The organism is Lacticaseibacillus casei DSM 20011 = JCM 1134 = ATCC 393 (assembly GCF_000829055.1).
GTDB classification, from domain to species: domain Bacteria; phylum Bacillota; class Bacilli; order Lactobacillales; family Lactobacillaceae; genus Lacticaseibacillus; species Lacticaseibacillus casei.
Genome location: NZ_AP012544.1, coordinates 973,096 through 991,718, shown reverse-complemented (window position 1 = coordinate 991,718; position 18,623 = coordinate 973,096). Strand labels below are relative to the sequence as shown.

Sequence of the window (18,623 nt, the reverse complement as noted above, 5' to 3'; positions counted from 1 at the left end):
TTAGACACTTGGGGCAACATCTCCACTCCAAAAGATATACCCCGTACCTTGCTGTTATTTTACCAGAGATGAAAGCATAAAGGAACAGAATTCATAAAGAAATTTCAGTTTTTCTTAATTTATTTTGACATTTTTTGATGCCAGCCCGAGGCATCTTACGTCAGTCAGCGATCTGACTATGGTAAACTGTTGCCAAACTACTTGGAGGGATTCCATTATGCCATTAGCCAACTTTAACGAAAAGCTTAAACAATACGCCGATCTGGCGGTGGACATTGGTGTTGCCGTCAAACCCGGCGATACCGTCTATCTGCAGATTGCCGTGGACCAGGCCCCACTTGCCCGCCTGATTGTTGCCGCCGCCTATCAACGCGGTGCCGCGGAAGTTCAGGTTCAGTGGTCTGACGATACACTCAAACGTCTGGACATGGCGCATATGGCCGAGGACCGCCTCTTCAATATTCCGCCTTTTGTTAAAGGCCAATTTGATTACTGGGTCGATCACCAAGCCAAACGGATCACCGTCATCTCGAGTGACCCGGACAATTTAGCTGCCATTGATCCGACAAGAATTGCCAACTATCAGGAAGCTTTCACGAAAGCCTACCAACGCCTGATGAACGCCATCAGCTCAATGAGCATTAGCTGGACAATTATCGGTGCCGCCAGTCCAGCATGGGCGCAGAAAGTCTTCCCTGACGCCAAAACGCCGCAAGAAGCAACTGACCGGTTGTGGGAAGCGATTTTCAAAACTACCCGCATCGACCATCCTGATCCCGAAGCCGCTTGGAAAGCGCACGATCAGAAATTGAGCGCAAAGGCGAAATGGCTGACGAATGAACAATTTGATCAGCTGCATTACATGGCGCCAGGCACGGATTTGGTCGTCGGCTTGCCGAAGAATCACATTTGGAAGGGAGCCGGTGCTTTCAATCCGCGTGGCGAAGAATTCATGGCCAACATGCCGACTGAAGAGGTCTTCACGGCTCCGGATTTCCGGCGAATCGACGGCACGGTTGTTTCGACCAAGCCCCTTAGCTACAGCGGCCAGATCCTGGAAGGCATGCAATTTACGTTTAAAAACGGGCAAGTTGTGAACGCCCATGCCGATCGGGGGAATGATGTTTTGCAAAACCTACTCAAAACGCCTGGCGCCCGTTCACTAGGCGAAGTGTCGCTGGTGCCGGATCCATCCCCCATCTCGCAATCCGGACTCATTTTCTTCAATACCCTTTATGACGAAAATGCGTCAGACCACATGGCACTCGGCCAAGCCTACCCATTTTCAGTCAAAGACGGCGTGGCAATGAACGCCGAACAACGAAGGGCAGCCGGCTTAAATCAAAGTCCTACCCATGTTGACTTCATGATGGGCTCCGCCAGCACGAACATTGATGGCATTAAACCTGACGGCACTGTGGTACCCATCTTCCGCAACGGCGACTGGGCGTAATGTTTCAGCACCATTACAGCCTTATAAAGAAACTGAACTATAATTTTATAAGAATGTTCATAGTTCAACGGATTCCGAACGATCAAAAAGCTTAGGCAATAAGTTCTGAGCCGTGCCAAACTCCGCAATCTCCGGCCAGATGGTGCTGGAACGCTGTGACGGCGCTTTGAGCCAGAAAACCGCTGTCTCAAAGTCGCCTAACAACATCAGCGACAAAAAACGGTCGCTGTGTTGTTTCCACTGCTGAGCCCCATCTGGCCTACGATTGCTCCGCTTTGGCACTCATTCTTATATCGCCCACGAAATTACCTTAAGAAACCAAAAGGTGAACACACTCGTATAGTGCGGTCGGCCCTGTCAAGTTGACAGATGAAATAATATAAAATTTTGGTAGCCTTTAGATGGCCTTATTCCAGTATTCTTCTGGGGTAAGGCCGTCTCTTTGTCCTGAACGGTTGTCGTGATTGAAATAGTGGATCCCGTCTTCAACGAGCTTGACGAATTCCTTGTAAGTCTTTGCCATTGGATGACGATCCATCCACCGCAGTTTAAACTCGTTCCACCAGCGCTCTATCGGTGCGTTGTCATAGGGCGTTCCCGGCCGTGACATACTTCGTGTGACTTCAAATTGGTTGAGGTAGCGGTTGAATGCCTTGGATGTATAGGCGGAACCACGATCAGTATGAATGAGCGGATGGACGTTGCCAGCGCGAGTGAAAGCGCGCTGGAAGACCTGAATCTCGGCAGCGGTTGTTTCGGTTGCACTCAGGTTGTAAGCCAACAGATTGCGGCCATAGAGGTCAAGAACGCCACTGAGGCGCATCTTGTACTCGCCGTTGATACCGTATTTCAACTCGGTTGAGTCGGCTAGCCAGACTTGATTAGGGCGTTCCACGTAGAAACATTGATTGAGCACATTGTCTTGCAGGTACTGTTCAGATTGCTTGACGCGACTATGCCGTTTTTGGCGGATCTGACATCGAATGTCAAGCTCGCGCATGACGCGACGAACTTGTTTGATCGTGATCGGAAAGTCAATCAGCTCATCTTGTTGTAAGTTGATCAGAAGATTCCCAGCACCAATGCCTTGGCGATGAAAATCAAACCAATATTGAGTCCGCTCCTTAAGCCGCCGATCGTGGACCTCCCACACTGTTTCCTCCCGCCTTAAGCCTTTGTAATAAGCTTGACGGCTGATGCCAATAACGTCCAATAACTTTGTGACAGCGCCATGTTGGCCTTGACTAACTTCTTCGATGGCACGGTAAGCTTGTCGGTGTTGTTTGATCACTCCTTGTGCTGGATTTCCAGTAATTTTTTTACAAAGGCCTCCACTAGCTCTTTGTCCTTGAGCTCAGCTTCTAGTTGACGAATGCGCAGTTTGGCCTTGTCTAATTCGGTTAGATCACGCTTGTCTTTGTGGTGACCACGGTTATCTACCAGCGTCTCATAACCGCCTTCGCGAGCCTTGATCACCCAAGACCGTGCCTGTTGATAAGACACATCAAAATGGGCTGCCGCTTCAGTATAGGAGTGCTTACCCTTAGTGACATATTCAACGACTTTAATGCGTTCTTCGAAGGTGGTTGTACGACTCATGGTGGGGACCTGCTTTCTAGACGGTGAAGCCGTCAAAGATTGATGATCCCTATTATACATGGCTATCCATCTTTGCAATTGTGTTGATGAGCGCAGACCAAATTGCATCGTGACTTCGGCTAATGACCCTTCACCACTGAGATAAGCAAGTACTGCTTCAAGCTTTTGTTCCTTGGTATAATGTTGATTCTTTCGAGCTTCCTCTAATCCCTTAATCCCATCGCGTTCATAGCGCGCCTGCCAACGTTGTAATGTGCGATCACCAAGACCGTGTTGACGGGAGAAACTACTGATACTTATATTCGAATGTCTGAACTCCTCCAATATGAGTAACTTTTCTTGAGCTGTATGCTTAGATCTGGGCATAGAAAATCCCTCCATGATCATCAGATGAATTATGATATTTCATCTGACAACCATAAAGGGATTATCGCATAGAGTTGTTCACCTTTTTATTGTAGCTATAAGTTATGATCCAGCTTGTTTGATTGATATGCCAGTCGACTTACCTTTGCGCTTTTTCCGGTTGGATCGCCTTTAAGACATCCAAAAAGATTTGACCGTATTTGTCGAGTTTGGCTTGGCCGACCCCTTTAACAGCCAAAAACTCGTCCATCGTTTGCGGCATCGCGCTGCCGATCGCCTTTAGCGTTTTGTCCGAAAAAATCATGTAAGGCGGCAAATGCTGTTGTTTTGCCAACTGACCCCGAGTACTGCGCAATTCCTGGAAGACTGTGTCATCGACTTCCAGTGTTTGCTTCGCTTTCTGCGCGGTTTTCTGGAAAACAGTTGCCTGGCCGCGTAAAACCTCGGCTCCCTTGGCGGTAAGCCCAAGTGTCGGATACTGGCCGCCGCGGGTCTCGAGATACCCGCCAGCTGTCAAAAAGTCGATAAACGTCGTGATGTCACGCTGACGGCGATTTTGCATCAAGCCGTATGTGGACAGCTGATCTAAGTGAAACGACAAGACACGCTGATTGTGCGCCCCTGCCAGTACTTGGGCAACAACGCCTTTGCCAAACCGTTCATGGAGCCGTACGACACATGACAACACCTTCTGGGCATCGATGGTCACGTCAACCGATTCGCGATCATCAAGACAATTAGAGCAGCGGCCGCATGGCTTAGTTCCTGTTTGCCCAAAATAATCCAGAATGAACTGTTGCAGACACTGGTCGGTATTGGCATAACGTTCCATTGTTTTTAGCTTGTCATATTGCCGCTGTTTGTGCGCCTCGTCACCTTCGGATTGGTCAATGAAGAACCGTTGAACCTGTAAATCTTGCGGCTTGAATAACAAAATGGCTTCACTTGGTAAGCCATCCCGTCCGGCCCGCCCGGCTTCTTGATAATAAGACTCCAGATCCTTGGGAATTTGGGCATGAATGACAAAACGAACGTTGCTTTTATCGATGCCCATGCCAAATGCATTCGTTGCAATCATAATCGGCTTGCGATCAAACAGAAAATCTTCTTGATTGGCTGCCCGCTGCTTTTCAGTCATACCGGCGTGATACTTTGCCACTGGTAACTTTTTATGTTCTAAGAACGTATAGAGGCGATCTACCTCTTTGCGAGTGCTCGGGTAAATAATACCGGATTGATCGACGTTGAGTTTAAGATAGTCCAACAGATAACGATCTTCATCCTGATCACGAACCACCTTAAAGCTGAGGTTATCGCGTTCAAATCCGGTATTGATGACCCCATCATCCGGAATCATCAGCCGCTGACAAATATCCTGACTGACCCGCGGCGTAGCGGTTGCAGTCAAAGCAATTACAGGCGGATGTGCCGGCAATTGGGCAGCGACCTGGGCAAGATTCAGATAACTCGGCCGGAAATCATGGCCCCACTGCGAAATACAATGGGCTTCATCAATCGCAAAAAGTGCCACATGTGTCGCAGCAAGTTGCTGCACAAACCAGTCGTTGTCAAATCGTTCCGGAGCCACATACAACAACTTAATCTGCCCCGATTTTGCCTGATTCAGTCGCTCGTTAATTGTCTGAAAATCAAGCGTGCTGTTGATAAACGTTGCTGGAATATCGTTGTCATTTAACGCGTCAACCTGATCCTTCATCAAGGCAATCAAAGGCGACACCACCAATGTCAATCCCGGCAGTAACATAGCTGGCACCTGGTAGCACAACGACTTACCACCACCGGTCGGCATCACGACTAAGGTACTTTCTCCCGCCGTCACGCGATCAATTGCCTGTTTTTGGCCGGTTCGAAAATGATGGTAACCGAATTTTTCTTTTAAAATCGTTGTTGGTTGCGTGACAACCATACTTCTCCCCCTAACCGGTTTTTGTTTGCCTCAATTATAGATTTTGATAACTATGGCAGATGCCCTTTTCAAAAGTATCACCTTAGATATGTTACGCCATCCAACTGCCACTAATGATCACGTTCAAAGCAAATTAACCACAAACCAAATAACCAGACTAAAACCTAACACCATTAAATCTAGTAGCAATAAATTCAAATTCAACGAAGTCCACCACGCAAAGCCGGCTGGCCAGAACGTGAGGAAGAGATAGAAAATGACCATGGTGCCTAAAAACGCCACCGGCGCACTTTGCCACATATTCTGCAGGTCGCGATGCGATAAAGCGACACCCGGCGTCAAAATCAGGGTCACGACTAGAAAAATAGCCAACCACTGCCAGTTAATCGCCACCATGCCGCGCATCATGACCCATTTTTCACTGAGGCTCGATGAAGCCGCAAGCACTTGCCACACTTGATTGCCTGCCGGGAAAAGCGCCCACCGACCAAGGACCAACAAGACAATGCTGATGCCCCAAACCGGTGCGCTGCTGGATAAAAACAACCCCAGCTGGGCAAGCGGATTATGCCGATCATAACGCAAACTGACATGTGCGGCGCTGCCTTGCAACGGATCAGCCCGCAACGAAAAATTCGTCACCTGTAACCCAAATAATCGCGCAACAGCCGCATGCAACAGCTCATGAACAAAAATGCCTGGCTTCATGTACCATATTTGCGTGTTCGACCGGCCAGCATGATTTACCATGGCTTGAACCGTCGCACCATTAACCGCGCTAATGAGCAGGATGCCACCAATGAAGATCAACCATCCGGGGACATAAACATTCATGAAAGCTTGCATGTGGGCATCCTCCTTTGGTATGGGTGGATTTTGGATCAGTTAACGTGTTGCTGAAGGAGACGAGGTTATTCACCGATCATTGACGGCATAAGAATGACAGGCTGCTTGGCGCTTTTTTTGCCATTCATTTCGCTTCCATAAACCGTTTGTCAGCCCCGAAATCTGCGTGTAAGGGCCTTGGGCGCAATGGTCAAAACCCGACCCGTACCGATACTGCCGCGAAAACGCGCTCACTGGCGCAGAAGTCTACGTGTAAGGACCTCAGGCGCAATGGCCAAGACCGGGCCATCACGCCTGAGGCCGCTTACACTCCGACTTCTAACCGCGCCAGTTCACGCTCTCCGATTAATTTGCCCTAAACGCAGGTTTAGTTTAAACTTGTGAATGTTCCGCGGTAGTAGCTCAATCGGATAGAGCGCCGGCCTCCTAAGCCGTAGGTTGAGAGTTCGATTCTCTCCTGCCGCATCATTATAGCATACCAAAATCGACTAACATAAAATCCACAAAAAGCCTTCCGTCTGTGTTTTTCGGGAAGGCCTTTTGCTTACACGGTAAAAAAACTAATAAATCTCAAACGGTTCAGTGCCTTTGTTAGTCTGTAATCATTTTGATGGCAGTATTTTGTCTAACACTTCTTTGCTTATGACGTGCTGAAGTGGATTTTTTGAAACGCTTGTAATCATTTTCTTACTTTCCAGCATATCAATAGCACGTTTAGTCCGTGTCCTCGGAATCGAGTTAGGGGTTCGCTTAAGAACTTCAACAATATCACGATCTTGTATACCATAAGTGATACTTTCGGTAAATAAATACGATTGAAGAAGAACGTACAGGACCTCCTTCATCACGTCATCCAGATCAGTGAACTTCGCATACAACTTTTTGCTAGTTGATTGCAGCTGTTCCTTAGACGACTCCAGCTCATTTATAACGTCTGTTTGACCACTTTCGATAATCTTTAACATCCCTTTTAAAAAGAATGTTAGCTCTGCCCTGTTTTCAATATTATCAGCTTCTTGAAAGAGCCGATAATAGGTCGAAAGATTGTTGTGGATAGCGGTTGAAACAGATAAACCCGTAAATGGATCGAGCTTACTTGAAAGATACGATGACAGCAAATATCGTCCGGTACGGCCATTTCCATCCAAAAATGGATGCGTATTCTCGAACATGAAGTGCGTGATAACCGCTTTCTCAAGGGTAAGCAAATCATCACTGTTCATAAATATGATTAATTGTTCCAAGGCCACTTCAATTTCGTTTTCGGTAACAGGTGGTATATGAACAGCGTGAGCATCTGTACCAATAAATGCAAATTTATTCCTAAACAATTTACCATCGGGCAACTTTGCTTCCGGGATTTCTCCTTTTAGCAACTCATCATAAATGTCACGGTAATCCTTCAACCCGTTAATCTGCTTCATTCTACCAGTGGCCGAATCATGATACTTCCGAATGGTAGACTCCAACCGTTTCTCGACTCTACCAGGCTTCTGCTGTAAATTACCAATGATGGTTCCAATTTCCTTAGGATTTGTCTGAACGCCTTCGATTTCGTTCGTAAAAATAATCTCGTTACTTAAGAGCTTCTTTAAATAACTTCTAATCGCAACAGGAGGCAATTGCTGATGATTGGCTAAACTGACAATCGTCGCCGAATGACTCTGAATACGACTCACAAGGAGATTGATGTCATGTGTCTCGACAAAGAATATAGGGTATTTCGAGACAGAAATCGCTTTATTTTCTGCGGCCGCGAGATCCAACAGAGCCGGGTTTTCAAGTACAGGGAAGAGCGTAGTTTTAACCGTGGACGGCCCTGAAAGTCTGAGTCGATATTCAGCATCAATTTCCTGAGGGCTCTTTCTGCCCGTGCCATTATTGTTGTACTTAAATTTGCTTAATGGTAAATAGCTCATGCGTCGCCACCTTCATTCCTTAAATTCCATAAATATTGCCGATCGTTCCTTAATTATCGCCTTTAATTTTAAAAAATCAAGCATTTTTAAAAATGGGACCCCAGAAATATCAGTCAACATGTAATATATCCGAAAATTAGAGAATAGAAAAAGTCTTCCACTTGCACCAGCAAGTAGAAGACTTTTGTTGTCATTAACTTTCATTGCTAGGAACAATGCTTCACCGCGTAGCTTGTTAAGCAGTTCGATACGACCGTTCAATCGAGTCGAGCATTCGCCCAACGTTGCGCCGGCGCTTGTGGCCTACGAGCAGCTCAGTGATCATTTGCTTCAGCTGGGCAACCCAGTTGATCGGCTGAACAGTTTCACTCACCTGAACGCGACTGGCCGCGGTACTCAACGGTGTGATCAAATAACGGACTTTGAACCGTGAGAAGCGCGTCATCGTCAGCATCGCAAATTCGCGATTGATCACATTTTGTGTGACTTTCACCTGTGCCCATTCACCATCAGGAAACTGCTTGCGGTAGGTAAAACCACCAAGCTCAGCCATATCAACTGGCTGATGGCCAGCTGCGATAATATCGGCTTGGACCGGCGCTACGATTTTACTATATAAAAATGCTGCCGGTGTCTGTAATGTCTTTTCAATTTTCATGGGGATTACCTCTCTTACTTGTGAGCGTGAGCCGGCGCGCTTAGGGGTCGGAGTGTAAGTGGCCTTGGGCGTGATGGCCCGGGCTTAGGCCATTGCGACCAAGGTCCTTACACGCAGACCCCTGCGCCGGGGAACGCGTTATGGTGACGACGGTGATGCTGATACCTGCCATAGCCGCCCGTTTTACTTTTGGGCATGGACTTGCTGGTAAAGATCAATAATCTCATCAGCAAGGCGACGAATTGTCATGGCACTCATAAGATGATCCTGACTGTGCACCATTAATAAGGTGACGTCAACTTTTTGATCTCGTGCCTCGTACGTCAGCATTTGGGTCTGAGCTTGATGAGCTTGCTTCAGCTTCGCATCCGCGTGTTTCAACAGTTTGCGGCTGCGTTCGATTTGATCGGCTTTGGCTGCATCAATCGCTGCCATCGTCGCTTTCTGCGCATCACCGGCTGCACTCATCAGCGTCATCATAGCAGCCATTTGTTTCGCCTTCATACTTTCCATGACTGCCCTCCGTCCCTATCATACCGCTGATTTCGTCTCATGGCAGCTTCTTATGCTTACCTTTATTACGCCGATCCCGTACGCGATTTTTTTTGTGCTTACGATGTTGCTTCGCGCCGGATTCAGCTGCTTCAGCTGGCTGCTCTTTCTTAAGCATTTTTCGTGCTGACTTTTGCTTAGGTACTTGAGCTGCTGAATCAACGGTCGCGCTGTCTTTTGGCGTGTCTGCCGATGGTGTTGGTGGCGTGTCGACTAACTTTCCATCGACCATATACGCCCGGTGAACCCCATATTGCGGTACCAGCTTGGCCAAGTCACGGCGATCATGATCATCCCCCAAGGTCACGACCATCCCTGACTCACCCATGCGGCCGGTGCGCCCGGCGCGATGAATATACACTTCGGCTCGCTTTGGCGGATCAAAGTTCACCACTGCCGGCAGTTTGGGAATATCCAACCCACGGCCTGCCATATCGGTCACTAACAACAAAGTCACGCGACCATGCCGAAAATCGGTTAAGGCCTTTTGTCGGCTGGTTTGGCGGCCTTCCCGCGATAATACGGCAAAGCGTACGGCTTGATGGCGCAAAATGCCGGCAGCCCGTTCTAACGAAGCATTTTGATTGAAGAAAACCAGTGCCTTGAAGCCATCGGTGTGGGCCAGCGTGCGCAACCAATCGATTTGATGCGCGCGATCGGTTTGCAAGAAAAGGTGCCGAACCGTTCCTTGCGTCTTGTCGATGGCACGGACATCAATCAATTTAGGCGTTTTACCAAACCACTTAGACATTTCCTTGAAATAAGGGCTTGGCGTGGCGGAGAAAAATGCCAACTGCGTTTCGGCCGGAGCTGCCGCAGCGATTTCCCGAACCTGCGCAAAGCCGGGATCCCGCAACATCTCATCGGCTTCGTCAACGACCAATGTTTGCAAACCGGCCAGTTTTAACTTACGTGATTGAATTAATTCCAACAAACGCCCAGCGGTTGCCACAATCACTTCCGGTTTTTCTTTAAGCCGCGTCAACTGCCGCTTCACGTTCGCCGAACCGATAATGCCTTGAACGTTGACATGGATATCTTGCGCGTAAGGCGTTAACACGTCACGCGTCTGGATGGCCAACTCTTGTGAAGGTGCCAAAATAAGCAGCTGAAGGCCATCACCCGGCACGATTTTTTCTAATAACGGTAAGCCAAATGCCAGCGTTTTGCCCGATCCGGTCGGTGCCAGGCCAATCACATCTTCATCGGTTTTTAGCGGCTGGTAAACAGCGGCCTGAATCGGCGTTTGTTCAGTAAAGCCATCAGCCTGCCACCGTTTTTGAAACGGGGTTGCAATTGTCAAAATGATCGTCCTCACTAAAAGTCCAGATTAGCGGAAGTCCGCAGAATCGACATAACTTGGTGTACTTCCTTGGCGTGTTGCCAAGCTTTATCAAAGGCATTCCGATCCTGACCGGTAATTGCCTTGGCAAAGTAAGCAGCCTCCGCTTCCATTGGATTGTCCAGCTTTTCGGTGCTTAAAACCTGATCGTCAAGTTTAATCGTCTCAAGTTCCGCTGCATTATCCATCGTCAGGGTCTGCCTGCCGGAATAAATCTCCGATGGCAGCGAACTATTGGTCGTTTTGCCGATGATTAATGTAACAGAAAAGTCACCATAATCCAACCGCGCTACACCATCGCCATCAACGCCGCTTTTAAGAAAATGCGGCAGGTAAACGGCATTGTCAGGAACCCCGAACCACGCAACGGCATCGTAAACCAGATAAATGCCCAGATCCATTAAGGCACCGCCTGCAAACTCGGGATTGAAAACATTCGGTAATTTGCCAGCCAAAAAAGCATCATATTTGGACGAATACTTCATATACGTGAGGGTCGCGCCATCGATTTGCTGGCGGTGGGTGAAGTCGTTGACAACCTGGAAGTTATGCTCATAGACGTGGCGCGCAGCTTCAAAAAGATACAATTGTGGCTTTTTGCGCAACGCTTCATCTAGTTTCTCAAATTCCATGGCTGTTGCGACCAATGGCTTTTCAACAATCACATGCTTATCGGCATCCAGTGCCGCCAACGCTTGCGAGGCGTGCAGACTATTAGGACTGGCAATATACACCACGTCCACATCGCTGCCCAGAAAATCGTCCATCTTCGTATACGCCGTTGCAGGTGCCGTCTGGTCGATGAATGACTGAGCACTTTCTTCGTGTCGCGAATAAACTGCCGTCAGCTCAAAGGCATTGGTGGCCTTTGCTGCAGCCACGAATTGCTTGGTGATCCATCCTGTTCCGATCACGCCGAGTTTCAACATGGCAAATCCTCCTTCAAACATGATCACAGCTGCATTCAGACGCAACTGTGCACGTTCTTTTTTGATTCAACCATGGCCTAAATTAAAGGCCATTAGAACCGTTCATGATTATTGTAACAGCCCAGTAACAGAAAAACAGCACCACTGTAACCACTAAATAAAAATCTCATGGTAGACTAAGCATAGATAAAAATGGGAGGTCGAAAACATGGCGAGTTTTTTACGCGGGTTAAAATATGCACTCGCGCACCGCGGTCATCATCACAAGGATAAGTGCAAAGCACCGAATCCGGCAATGGCATTGGCAAAGAACTTCATGGGAAGCTTTGCTTTTCTTGATGAACAGACCAACAAGACCCACTCGCTAGCGATCTCGCCGCAGCTGCAGATCGCAATCGACAATAAAATCCTGCCAGGGCAAGTGGTCGGGATTACCATTAACGAGCTGACATTTCTTGATCATTATGGGTACAAACTGGTCATCACAGCAGACGACAATGGCCCACAGACCATTTATGACGAAGCTGAAGACGCCACCTATGCCATTATTATTCCAAGTGCGTGACAAGCAACAACTATTCGCTGGTGCAGAAGCCGATTTACGCTAATACCCAAAAAAGTGCCGATCCATTGCGGACCGGCACTTTTTGCTGTCTTTTTGTGATGGCCTACTCAAGCTTGGCCAACGCTGCTTTGGGAACCTGTGAACGTGAGATGCTTTCCCAACTGGTGACGCCTTTTTTATCATTATAGGTGACTTTCAGAAACGCATTTTTTCTTAACGGACGATCTCGATTCGCATTAAACTTCAACTGTTGTAAGCCGCCTCGCTCATCAAAGCCAGGCAGATCGTAAGCATAAATCGTGTGCTTGTTACCTTCATTATCACGATTGGTGACCCACTGACCAGTGTTGGTAATTTTTGTGTAGTACGTGGTGCCGCCATAATTGATGATTTCAAAAATCTTTAAACCGCCAAAAACGAGTACAACCAGCACGACCAGGCCGATCAGTACTTTTTTCATCCTGTTCACCTCGCTATTAGTATGGCCCAATATGCCACAATCGAGGATAGTTTCGGCGAACATTTAACGAACAGTTTTGTTAGATCAGCGTGTTTTGCGAATGGTCAGGATGATTGCGCAATTGAGCGCCTATTGCGCCAGTCGCAAAAAGCTGCTTCGCTTTCCCATAAATACGGCAGCGCGATAAGTTGCTTGCGGTCCGTTGGGGATACGGGCACCTGCAGTATATTGCCAAAAGTTGCCCTTTTGCGCCGGCTGTTTGTCGCTCACGAACCACCGTGGTGCTTGAGGCACAACCGTTTTAACTTTTGCCAAAATATCAGGGCTCCCCATCAATAGTACCGGCCGATGATATTGCTGCTGAATGGTCGTTATAAACGCGTTCAAATGCTGAGTCAGCCATGCAGCACTTGGCTTTCGCTCACTGTAATAAGTTAAATAAATGCCGATGGGAAGATCACCAATATTCGACCCGACTTTTCGCTCGAACTGAACTGCTTGGGCTTGTGGTGTGGTTTCAAAACTGAAAACATGATAGACCCCAATGCTTAACCGACTGCCGGCCGCCTGGTTGAAATTCGTATTGAAATTGTCGTCAAAATAGCTGCTGCCTTCCGTCGCTTTGAGATAAACAAAGCTGACTTTACTGGCGCGTAAACGATCAAAATCCTGAACCCCGTCTGTCTGGTCCAACCGCACCCCCAAAATGGGATACACCGCCGGATCCGGCCGTGGATTGCGCTGCAGCCACCATGCTAACAGCAACAAAACTGCCAGTATGCCACTGGCGGCGAATAACCACCGATGCCACCGATGGCGATAAGTATCTGCATAAATGACCCGCCGACTTCGCAAAAAAACCATCCCTTATCGCCGCATCCCTTTTTAAAGGCAAACGGTCGCGTTGATTGGTCCTATTGTAACAAAGTCAAACGTTTTTCGGATAATAGGGTTAGAAAATTCTTGCCCATGAACATACAAAATGCAATTTTTACTACGGTAATCCGGTATTTTACGGCGCATGCTAAAACCCCGATTCAGCGCTTTATCAATATTGCAACAATCCTCACCATAAAGCTTACTGTCGCTGAGCCGTCCTGATTGTCTTTCCACTAACCGTGCTTTAGAATTAGCTTGTGATGATAATGGTTAGGGTCAGCCACCATTATTAATCTGGATACATTTGGAAAGGAGCGACGCCAATGCTTGATGATCGGCTTTTAGGAACCACCTTTATTTTGCCAACCTCGGCACGGCAAGGCGAGATAACGCTGTATGGCATTCATTATCATTATCGCGTCAATGATGATGCTGCGGCTGGCGATTTGGTTGTCGTGAATGCGGTTTCACCTTTGTTCCTCGGCGTCGTTAAACCGGAACATCGCTTAAAATATTAAGCCTTAGAGCAGTTTTGACTCATGGGGGGTCTTGGATATGAATGTTGTTCTTATTTCAATCGCAGTGATTGTTTTAGTCATTGTCATCGCTGTGCTTTTCACCAGCGTTGCCATTATCCATACTGGTGAAGTTGGCATCGTCGAGCGACTTGGTAAGTATGTGGCAACGCTGCAGCCTGGTTTTCATGTGGTACCGCCGTTTATCTATCGCATCACCGAAATTGTCAACATGAAGCAGATTCCGTTAAAAGTTGACGAGCAGGAAGTCATCACAAAAGATAACGTTGTCGTGCGGATTTCCGAAACACTTAAGTATCACATTACCGATGTCAACGCCTATGTTTACCAAAACAAAGATTCCGTCCTTTCAATGGTTCAGGATACCCGGGCCAATTTGCGTGGGATTATCGGTAATATGGATCTGAACGATGTTTTAAACGGCACCGAAACCATCAACCAAACCTTGTTCCAGCAAATTGCCGAAACAACTGCCGGTTATGGCTTGAATGTCGACCGGGTCAACATTGATTCCATTCAGGTAGATGCCACGATTCAGGATTCCATGAACAAACTACTCCGGGCTTCACGGGAAAAGGAAGCCAACATCATGGAAGCGGAAGGCCACAAACAAGCAGCGATTGCCAAAGCTGAAGGTGAAAAGCAGGCAGCCATTTTGGAAGCCGAAGCTAATAAGCAAACGCAGATTCTCCAAGCTCAGGGCCACGCGGAAAGTCAACGGTTAATCGCTGCTGCCGTTAAGGATCAAATCAACTCAATCAATGCCGGGTTGATCGACAATGGCGATTTATATTTGAAGTATAAGAATGTTGAAGCCATCGAAGCCTTGGCTAAAGGCACGGCCAACACGGTTGTTTTGCCAAGCACGGCTATTGATTCATTAGGCACTTTGCCGGCGTTAGGCAAGTTGTTTAACCAAAAGTCTGATACGAAAGAAAATTAAGCCTTTTAAGTCGAACCGCACAAGTTGCCCTTCGACTTTTTAGTTCTGGGTAAATTTAACGCCCATCAGAGCACCCCGAATTTTTAACCACTTTGGCCTACGTTATGTTGGTAACAGCCCCTTCACTTTCGGAACCAGGTCAAACAGCGTAGTATTGATTTAAATAAACCCGTTATTCGTCGGGTATTTTGAGGTGAGTCCATGTATCAACTCTTAACCGATTCTTGTTGTGATCTTCCTTATCAGACATTGCATGATCATCACGTCGATTTCGTTTCGATGCACTTTACGATTGATGGTGTGGAATACGAAGACGATCTTGGTGAGGATCATTATGATATCAACGCCTTTTATCAGCAGCTCAAGCAGAATGTCATGCCGACCACCACGCAGGTTAACGTCGGCCAGTTTGTTGACTTTTTCACGCCTTACGTCAAGGCAAAAAGACCCATTCTTTACATCGGGTTTTCCAGCGGCCTGAGCGGAACTTTCAACTCGGCCACCCAAGCACGAACCATGTTGCTAGAAAAGTATCCGGACGCGCAGATTTATTTGGTTGATACTTTGGCCGCGTGTGCCGGTGAAGGCCAGCTTGTTCTTGATGCCATTGACAAGCGCGATGCTGGCATGCCGATCGATGAATTAGCAAAATGGCTGACGGACCACCGACTTGACTATCGAATGTGGTTCACAGTTGACAAGCTTGATTTTCTTTATCATGGCGGCCGGGTTTCCCGAACGTCAGCGGCGCTGGGCACTATGTTGAATATCAAGCCGGTGATGGATGTTGACACTGAAGGAAAGCTACGCGTCGTTCGAAAAGTTCGCGCCCGCAAACGTTCACTCATCGACTTGGCTAACGAAACCTTAAAAGCTATTCAGGAAAATCCGCAGCACCGCGTCATCATTTCCACGTCCGGTGATCAAGAGGCAGCCAACTTTATCAAAGATCGACTTCACGAAGCGTCGCCAGAAACACCCCTGCAAATCGGCAACATCGGTCCGACGATTGCCAGCCACACCGGCTTCGGCTGTGTCGCGGTTTTCTCGATGGCGACGGAAGATCGGCAATAATCCTTGGTAAACGTAACCGTCACATCTACTTGTATTTAAACTGAAACGCCACAATGCCTTTCTAGCAGTTTCATTGACCGGAAATCTGAAAATGCCATGCTTTTAAACAAAGGAGGATGCCCTGTTATGGCGACACGACGCGCAATGCCAAAAGATATCCCGCATCTATTACCGCTTATCAAAGGCTATTATCACGACAGCCCAGTACCGCTAACGATCGATTCACCGGCAATGCCGCACATCTCGAACATTTGCGTAACGACCCTGGGCTTGGTTATTTGTTAGTCGCAGAACACAATGAGCAGTTGGCTGGTTTTGCCATTTTATATCGCAGCTTTGATACGCGAACGTTAAAACCGGTGCTCATCATCAACGACGTCTATGTTGCACCCAAGTTTCGGCGCCGCGGACTGGCGCGGCAACTCATGGCCGCAGCATTTGAGCTGGCAGCCGATGAGGGCTTTGCAAGTGCCAACTGGCAGACCCGCACCAGTAATCTACGCGCCCAGCATTTGTACGACCAGATTGGCGAACGGGAAACCGGGTGGCTGCATTATCATCATGTAATTCATGACGCATGAAAAAAACTGGCTCTTGTCATCAGTGATGGGAGCCAGTTTTTTTGAATTTAATCTATTTCATTTAAAACACTTTCACTTGCACACTACCGATGCCAAATGGTCAATCGCTTCCGTGGCTGCCGATACATCCCATCTTGCGGTTGTACCTGAAAAGCCTGGTACCATGCCGGAAAGTTCTGGACTGGCACATTCACGCGTAACGCGGCCGGTGCGTGGACATCCTGACGTAACAGCGTTTTAACTCGCTCTGGCCGCATTTTGGTAGCCCATGAACGGGCATAGGTCGTGAAAAATGCCTGCAGATCCTTGGCGTCAGGATGTTCGTCAAGCAAAGCCAACGCGACATCCATCCCTGCGTTATCCGCCATGTTTTCACTCACTGTCAGCTTGCCATTAACCTTAACACCTTCATACGCCCGGCCATCAAATTGTGCCACCATCGCTTCAACCAGCTGATCGAAGGCCTTTTTATCGGCCGTGGTCCACCAGTTGTGCAGATTCCCGTGTTCATCATACAGCGCCCCATTATTATCAAATGAATGTGAAATCTCATGGCCAATGGTCACGCCAGTACCGCCAAGATTCTGTGCCTTTGTCCAATTAAGCGCGTAATAAGGTGGCTGCAGAATCCCAGCAGGAAATGTGATGTCATTTTTCAATGGGTCATAACTGGCATTCACCAGATGGCCTGGCATGTTCCACTCATTGCGATCTACCGGTTGGCCTACCTGCTTAAACCAAAATTGCTGCGTTTGGCTGCTCAATTTAAGAATGGCTGTCAGTAAATCGTCATCGGCATCTACCGTCAAGTGGTCATACAGCGAAAAGAGCTGATCAGGGTATCCCATCTTCACCTTCATGGTGGCCAACTTGCGGATCGCTTTTTGCTTGGTCATCGAACTCAACCAGGTATTGTTCTCGAGCTGAACGCGGTACTGCGCAAGAATCTGCTCGACTATCGCGGTGATATCCGCCTTTGCATCCGCCCCAAAATAAGTTTGACCGTAATATTGGCCAATCACATCGTCAAAATATTCGTTGGCAATGCCAAAAGCATGCTTGGTCCATGATGACGGCTCCGGCTGCCCCGCCAAGAAACGGTCGTATTGTCCGGCGAGCTGCCGTAGATCATCACTTAGGTATGTCGCGCAAGACAGCAATTCGTTGATCACCATCCACGCGTGCCACTCTGGGTAATTGTCAGCCGTGATAAGCGTTGGTAAGTTCGGAACGTAATTCGGAACCACCGCATTAACCTTGGTCGGCGTTTGCGGCATTAAATCCGCAAAAGCTTGAGGGATACCCAAGAATCCGGCAGCTTCCTCAAATGCTTGACACGTCATCGGATTGTCAAAGGTACTATCCACGGCCAAATCAACATTATCCGGCACATCCGCTGCCAAGCGTCGGTCAAACCGCTTAGCCGCTTCAACATAATCTTTTTGGTCACTTTCACTGAAACCTGCAGCTGCCAACATGGCCGTCGCCATTTTCGACCAGGCTGCTAGATCAGCGGCGTTTTCCGCATCACCATTACGATACATCGCAGCATCAGGCAAAATTGTATCCGGACCACTCAGATTTAAAATATTGTGCTCAGCATCATGCATATCGGCATCGACATACGACGTCACCGGCAACACGTATTGCGCAGCTATCAGCGTCGGCATCGCTGCCCGAAACTGATCTAAGGTTTTAAGCTTTACCAGTGTCTGGACGCGCGTGCGCACAGGATCAATCCCCAACTGCTGCCGCTTGGCTTTGTCATCAGCCTTTGCGAATAACCGGGCGGCATTCCGTAACGGTAACACGGTGTCACTTCCTGTCAACGCCATCTTTCTTAAATCGGCCACCAGCTTCGTGCGAATTTCGTCCGATAAATCACTATCCGCACTAACAACGCTCTTATCTGGTGGAATCTGCGTTTTCTCTTGCCACGCGCCGTTAACCGCCATGTACAAATCATCCTGAATCCGTGGTAACGCCATTGAAAT

18 protein-coding genes, 1 tRNA gene and 1 pseudogene are annotated in these 18,623 nt (G+C 48.0%); 7 read left to right on the top strand and 13 right to left on the bottom strand.

What is annotated here, in order from left to right:
- Positions 1 to 217: 217 nt before the first annotated feature.
- Positions 218 to 1,453 (top strand): aminopeptidase, encoded by a 1,236-nt coding sequence (locus LBCZ_RS05080; protein ID WP_039638892.1) that lies wholly within the window; start codon positions 218 to 220, stop codon positions 1,451 to 1,453.
- 57 nt (positions 1,454 to 1,510) lie between these two features.
- On the opposite strand, the gene LBCZ_RS15965 is transcribed toward LBCZ_RS05080, so the two are convergent.
- The 5 genes from LBCZ_RS15965 to LBCZ_RS05060 form a co-directional block, all read right to left on the bottom strand.
- Positions 1,511 to 1,669, bottom strand: coding sequence for a hypothetical protein (locus tag LBCZ_RS15965; RefSeq protein ID WP_162483683.1), 159 nt, complete (start codon positions 1,667 to 1,669; stop codon positions 1,511 to 1,513).
- 181 nt (positions 1,670 to 1,850) lie between these two features.
- The gene (locus LBCZ_RS05075; protein ID WP_010493862.1) at positions 1,851 to 2,744 is read right to left on the bottom strand and encodes an IS3 family transposase; all 894 of its coding nucleotides are present in this window, start codon (positions 2,742 to 2,744) and stop codon (positions 1,851 to 1,853) included.
- Positions 2,741 to 3,418 carry a helix-turn-helix domain-containing protein gene (locus LBCZ_RS05070; protein ID WP_010493863.1) on the bottom strand — a complete coding sequence of 226 codons (678 nt, stop codon included), beginning with the start codon at positions 3,416 to 3,418 and terminating at the stop codon, positions 2,741 to 2,743. Before LBCZ_RS05070 ends, LBCZ_RS05075 begins: the two co-directional genes overlap by 4 nt.
- A gap of 139 nt (positions 3,419 to 3,557) precedes the next feature.
- Positions 3,558 to 5,345, bottom strand: coding sequence for a DNA helicase RecQ (gene recQ, locus LBCZ_RS05065; RefSeq protein ID WP_025012963.1), 1,788 nt, complete (start codon positions 5,343 to 5,345; stop codon positions 3,558 to 3,560).
- Positions 5,346 to 5,468: 123 nt separating this feature from the next.
- Positions 5,469 to 6,191: a hypothetical protein gene (locus LBCZ_RS05060; protein ID WP_025012962.1), complete on the bottom strand. Its 723-nt coding sequence runs from the start codon at positions 6,189 to 6,191 to the stop codon at positions 5,469 to 5,471.
- A gap of 391 nt (positions 6,192 to 6,582) precedes the next feature.
- On the opposite strand from LBCZ_RS05060, the gene LBCZ_RS05055 reads away from it, so the two are divergent.
- A tRNA-Arg gene (locus tag LBCZ_RS05055) sits at positions 6,583 to 6,656 on the top strand.
- A gap of 137 nt (positions 6,657 to 6,793) precedes the next feature.
- On the opposite strand, the gene LBCZ_RS05050 is transcribed toward LBCZ_RS05055, so the two are convergent.
- The 5 genes from LBCZ_RS05050 to LBCZ_RS05025 form a co-directional block, all read right to left on the bottom strand.
- On the bottom strand, positions 6,794 to 8,110 hold the full coding sequence (locus LBCZ_RS05050; protein ID WP_025012961.1) for a Fic family protein: 1,317 nt from the start codon (positions 8,108 to 8,110) through the stop codon (positions 6,794 to 6,796).
- A 235-nt stretch (positions 8,111 to 8,345) separates the two neighbouring features.
- Positions 8,346 to 8,768: a DUF3284 domain-containing protein gene (locus LBCZ_RS05040; protein WP_025012959.1), complete on the bottom strand. Its 423-nt coding sequence runs from the start codon at positions 8,766 to 8,768 to the stop codon at positions 8,346 to 8,348.
- A gap of 183 nt (positions 8,769 to 8,951) precedes the next feature.
- Positions 8,952 to 9,281 (bottom strand): PTS lactose/cellobiose transporter subunit IIA, encoded by a 330-nt coding sequence (locus LBCZ_RS05035; protein ID WP_025012958.1) that lies wholly within the window; start codon positions 9,279 to 9,281, stop codon positions 8,952 to 8,954.
- A gap of 37 nt (positions 9,282 to 9,318) precedes the next feature.
- A complete protein-coding gene (locus LBCZ_RS05030; RefSeq protein WP_025012957.1) occupies positions 9,319 to 10,623 on the bottom strand; it encodes a DEAD/DEAH box helicase in 1,305 nt (434 codons plus the stop codon).
- 14 nt (positions 10,624 to 10,637) lie between these two features.
- Positions 10,638 to 11,591, bottom strand: coding sequence for a Gfo/Idh/MocA family protein (locus LBCZ_RS05025; protein WP_025012956.1), 954 nt, complete (start codon positions 11,589 to 11,591; stop codon positions 10,638 to 10,640).
- A gap of 208 nt (positions 11,592 to 11,799) precedes the next feature.
- Between LBCZ_RS05025 and LBCZ_RS05020 the strand changes: the two genes are divergently transcribed.
- Positions 11,800 to 12,156, top strand: coding sequence for a DUF4828 domain-containing protein (locus LBCZ_RS05020; protein ID WP_025012955.1), 357 nt, complete (start codon positions 11,800 to 11,802; stop codon positions 12,154 to 12,156).
- A 103-nt stretch (positions 12,157 to 12,259) separates the two neighbouring features.
- Here LBCZ_RS05020 and LBCZ_RS05015 read toward each other — a convergent pair whose 3' ends face one another.
- A complete protein-coding gene (locus tag LBCZ_RS05015; protein ID WP_025012954.1) occupies positions 12,260 to 12,616 on the bottom strand; it encodes a YxeA family protein in 357 nt (118 codons plus the stop codon).
- Positions 12,617 to 12,745: 129 nt separating this feature from the next.
- Entirely contained in the window at positions 12,746 to 13,471 is a 726-nt protein-coding gene (locus LBCZ_RS05010) for a GH25 family lysozyme (protein WP_025012953.1), read from the bottom strand.
- Positions 13,472 to 13,818: 347 nt separating this feature from the next.
- Between LBCZ_RS05010 and LBCZ_RS05005 the strand changes: the two genes are divergently transcribed.
- The 4 genes and pseudogenes from LBCZ_RS05005 to LBCZ_RS04990 all read left to right on the top strand — a co-directional run bounded on the left by LBCZ_RS05005 (position 13,819) and on the right by LBCZ_RS04990 (position 16,629).
- Positions 13,819 to 14,013, top strand: coding sequence for a hypothetical protein (locus LBCZ_RS05005; protein WP_025012952.1), 195 nt, complete (start codon positions 13,819 to 13,821; stop codon positions 14,011 to 14,013).
- A gap of 37 nt (positions 14,014 to 14,050) precedes the next feature.
- Positions 14,051 to 14,974: an SPFH domain-containing protein gene (locus LBCZ_RS05000; protein ID WP_010489131.1), complete on the top strand. Its 924-nt coding sequence runs from the start codon at positions 14,051 to 14,053 to the stop codon at positions 14,972 to 14,974.
- A 201-nt stretch (positions 14,975 to 15,175) separates the two neighbouring features.
- Complete coding sequence (locus tag LBCZ_RS04995) at positions 15,176 to 16,048, top strand: DegV family protein (protein WP_025012951.1); 873 nt, start codon at positions 15,176 to 15,178, stop codon at positions 16,046 to 16,048.
- A gap of 126 nt (positions 16,049 to 16,174) precedes the next feature.
- Positions 16,175 to 16,629 (top strand): annotated as a pseudogene (locus tag LBCZ_RS04990) (N-acetyltransferase family protein).
- 83 nt (positions 16,630 to 16,712) lie between these two features.
- Here LBCZ_RS04990 and LBCZ_RS04985 read toward each other — a convergent pair.
- Positions 16,713 to 18,617, bottom strand: a complete 1,905-nt coding sequence (locus LBCZ_RS04985; protein ID WP_025012950.1) for a M13-type metalloendopeptidase — start codon at positions 18,615 to 18,617, stop codon at positions 16,713 to 16,715.
- Positions 18,618 to 18,623 lie beyond the last annotated feature (6 nt).

Bases quoted from the DNA above. Each gene is read 5' to 3' on its own strand.
- LBCZ_RS05080 (WP_039638892.1), top strand. From the start codon at position 218: ATGCCATTAGCCAACTTTAACGAAAAGCTTAAACAATACGCCGATCTG.
- LBCZ_RS05070 (WP_010493863.1), bottom strand. From the start codon at position 3,418: ATGCCCAGATCTAAGCATACAGCTCAAGAAAAGTTACTCATATTGGAG.
- recQ (WP_025012963.1), bottom strand. From the start codon at position 5,345: ATGGTTGTCACGCAACCAACAACGATTTTAAAAGAAAAATTCGGTTAC.
- LBCZ_RS05060 (WP_025012962.1), bottom strand. From the start codon at position 6,191: ATGCAAGCTTTCATGAATGTTTATGTCCCCGGATGGTTGATCTTCATT.
- LBCZ_RS05050 (WP_025012961.1), bottom strand. From the start codon at position 8,110: ATGAGCTATTTACCATTAAGCAAATTTAAGTACAACAATAATGGCACG.
- LBCZ_RS05040 (WP_025012959.1), bottom strand. From the start codon at position 8,768: ATGAAAATTGAAAAGACATTACAGACACCGGCAGCATTTTTATATAGT.
- LBCZ_RS05035 (WP_025012958.1), bottom strand. From the start codon at position 9,281: ATGGAAAGTATGAAGGCGAAACAAATGGCTGCTATGATGACGCTGATG.
- LBCZ_RS05025 (WP_025012956.1), bottom strand. From the start codon at position 11,591: ATGTTGAAACTCGGCGTGATCGGAACAGGATGGATCACCAAGCAATTC.
- LBCZ_RS05020 (WP_025012955.1), top strand. From the start codon at position 11,800: ATGGCGAGTTTTTTACGCGGGTTAAAATATGCACTCGCGCACCGCGGT.
- LBCZ_RS05015 (WP_025012954.1), bottom strand. From the start codon at position 12,616: ATGAAAAAAGTACTGATCGGCCTGGTCGTGCTGGTTGTACTCGTTTTT.
- LBCZ_RS05005 (WP_025012952.1), top strand. From the start codon at position 13,819: ATGCTTGATGATCGGCTTTTAGGAACCACCTTTATTTTGCCAACCTCG.
- LBCZ_RS05000 (WP_010489131.1), top strand. From the start codon at position 14,051: ATGAATGTTGTTCTTATTTCAATCGCAGTGATTGTTTTAGTCATTGTC.
- LBCZ_RS04995 (WP_025012951.1), top strand. From the start codon at position 15,176: ATGTATCAACTCTTAACCGATTCTTGTTGTGATCTTCCTTATCAGACA.
- LBCZ_RS04985 (WP_025012950.1), bottom strand. From the start codon at position 18,617: ATGGCGTTACCACGGATTCAGGATGATTTGTACATGGCGGTTAACGGC.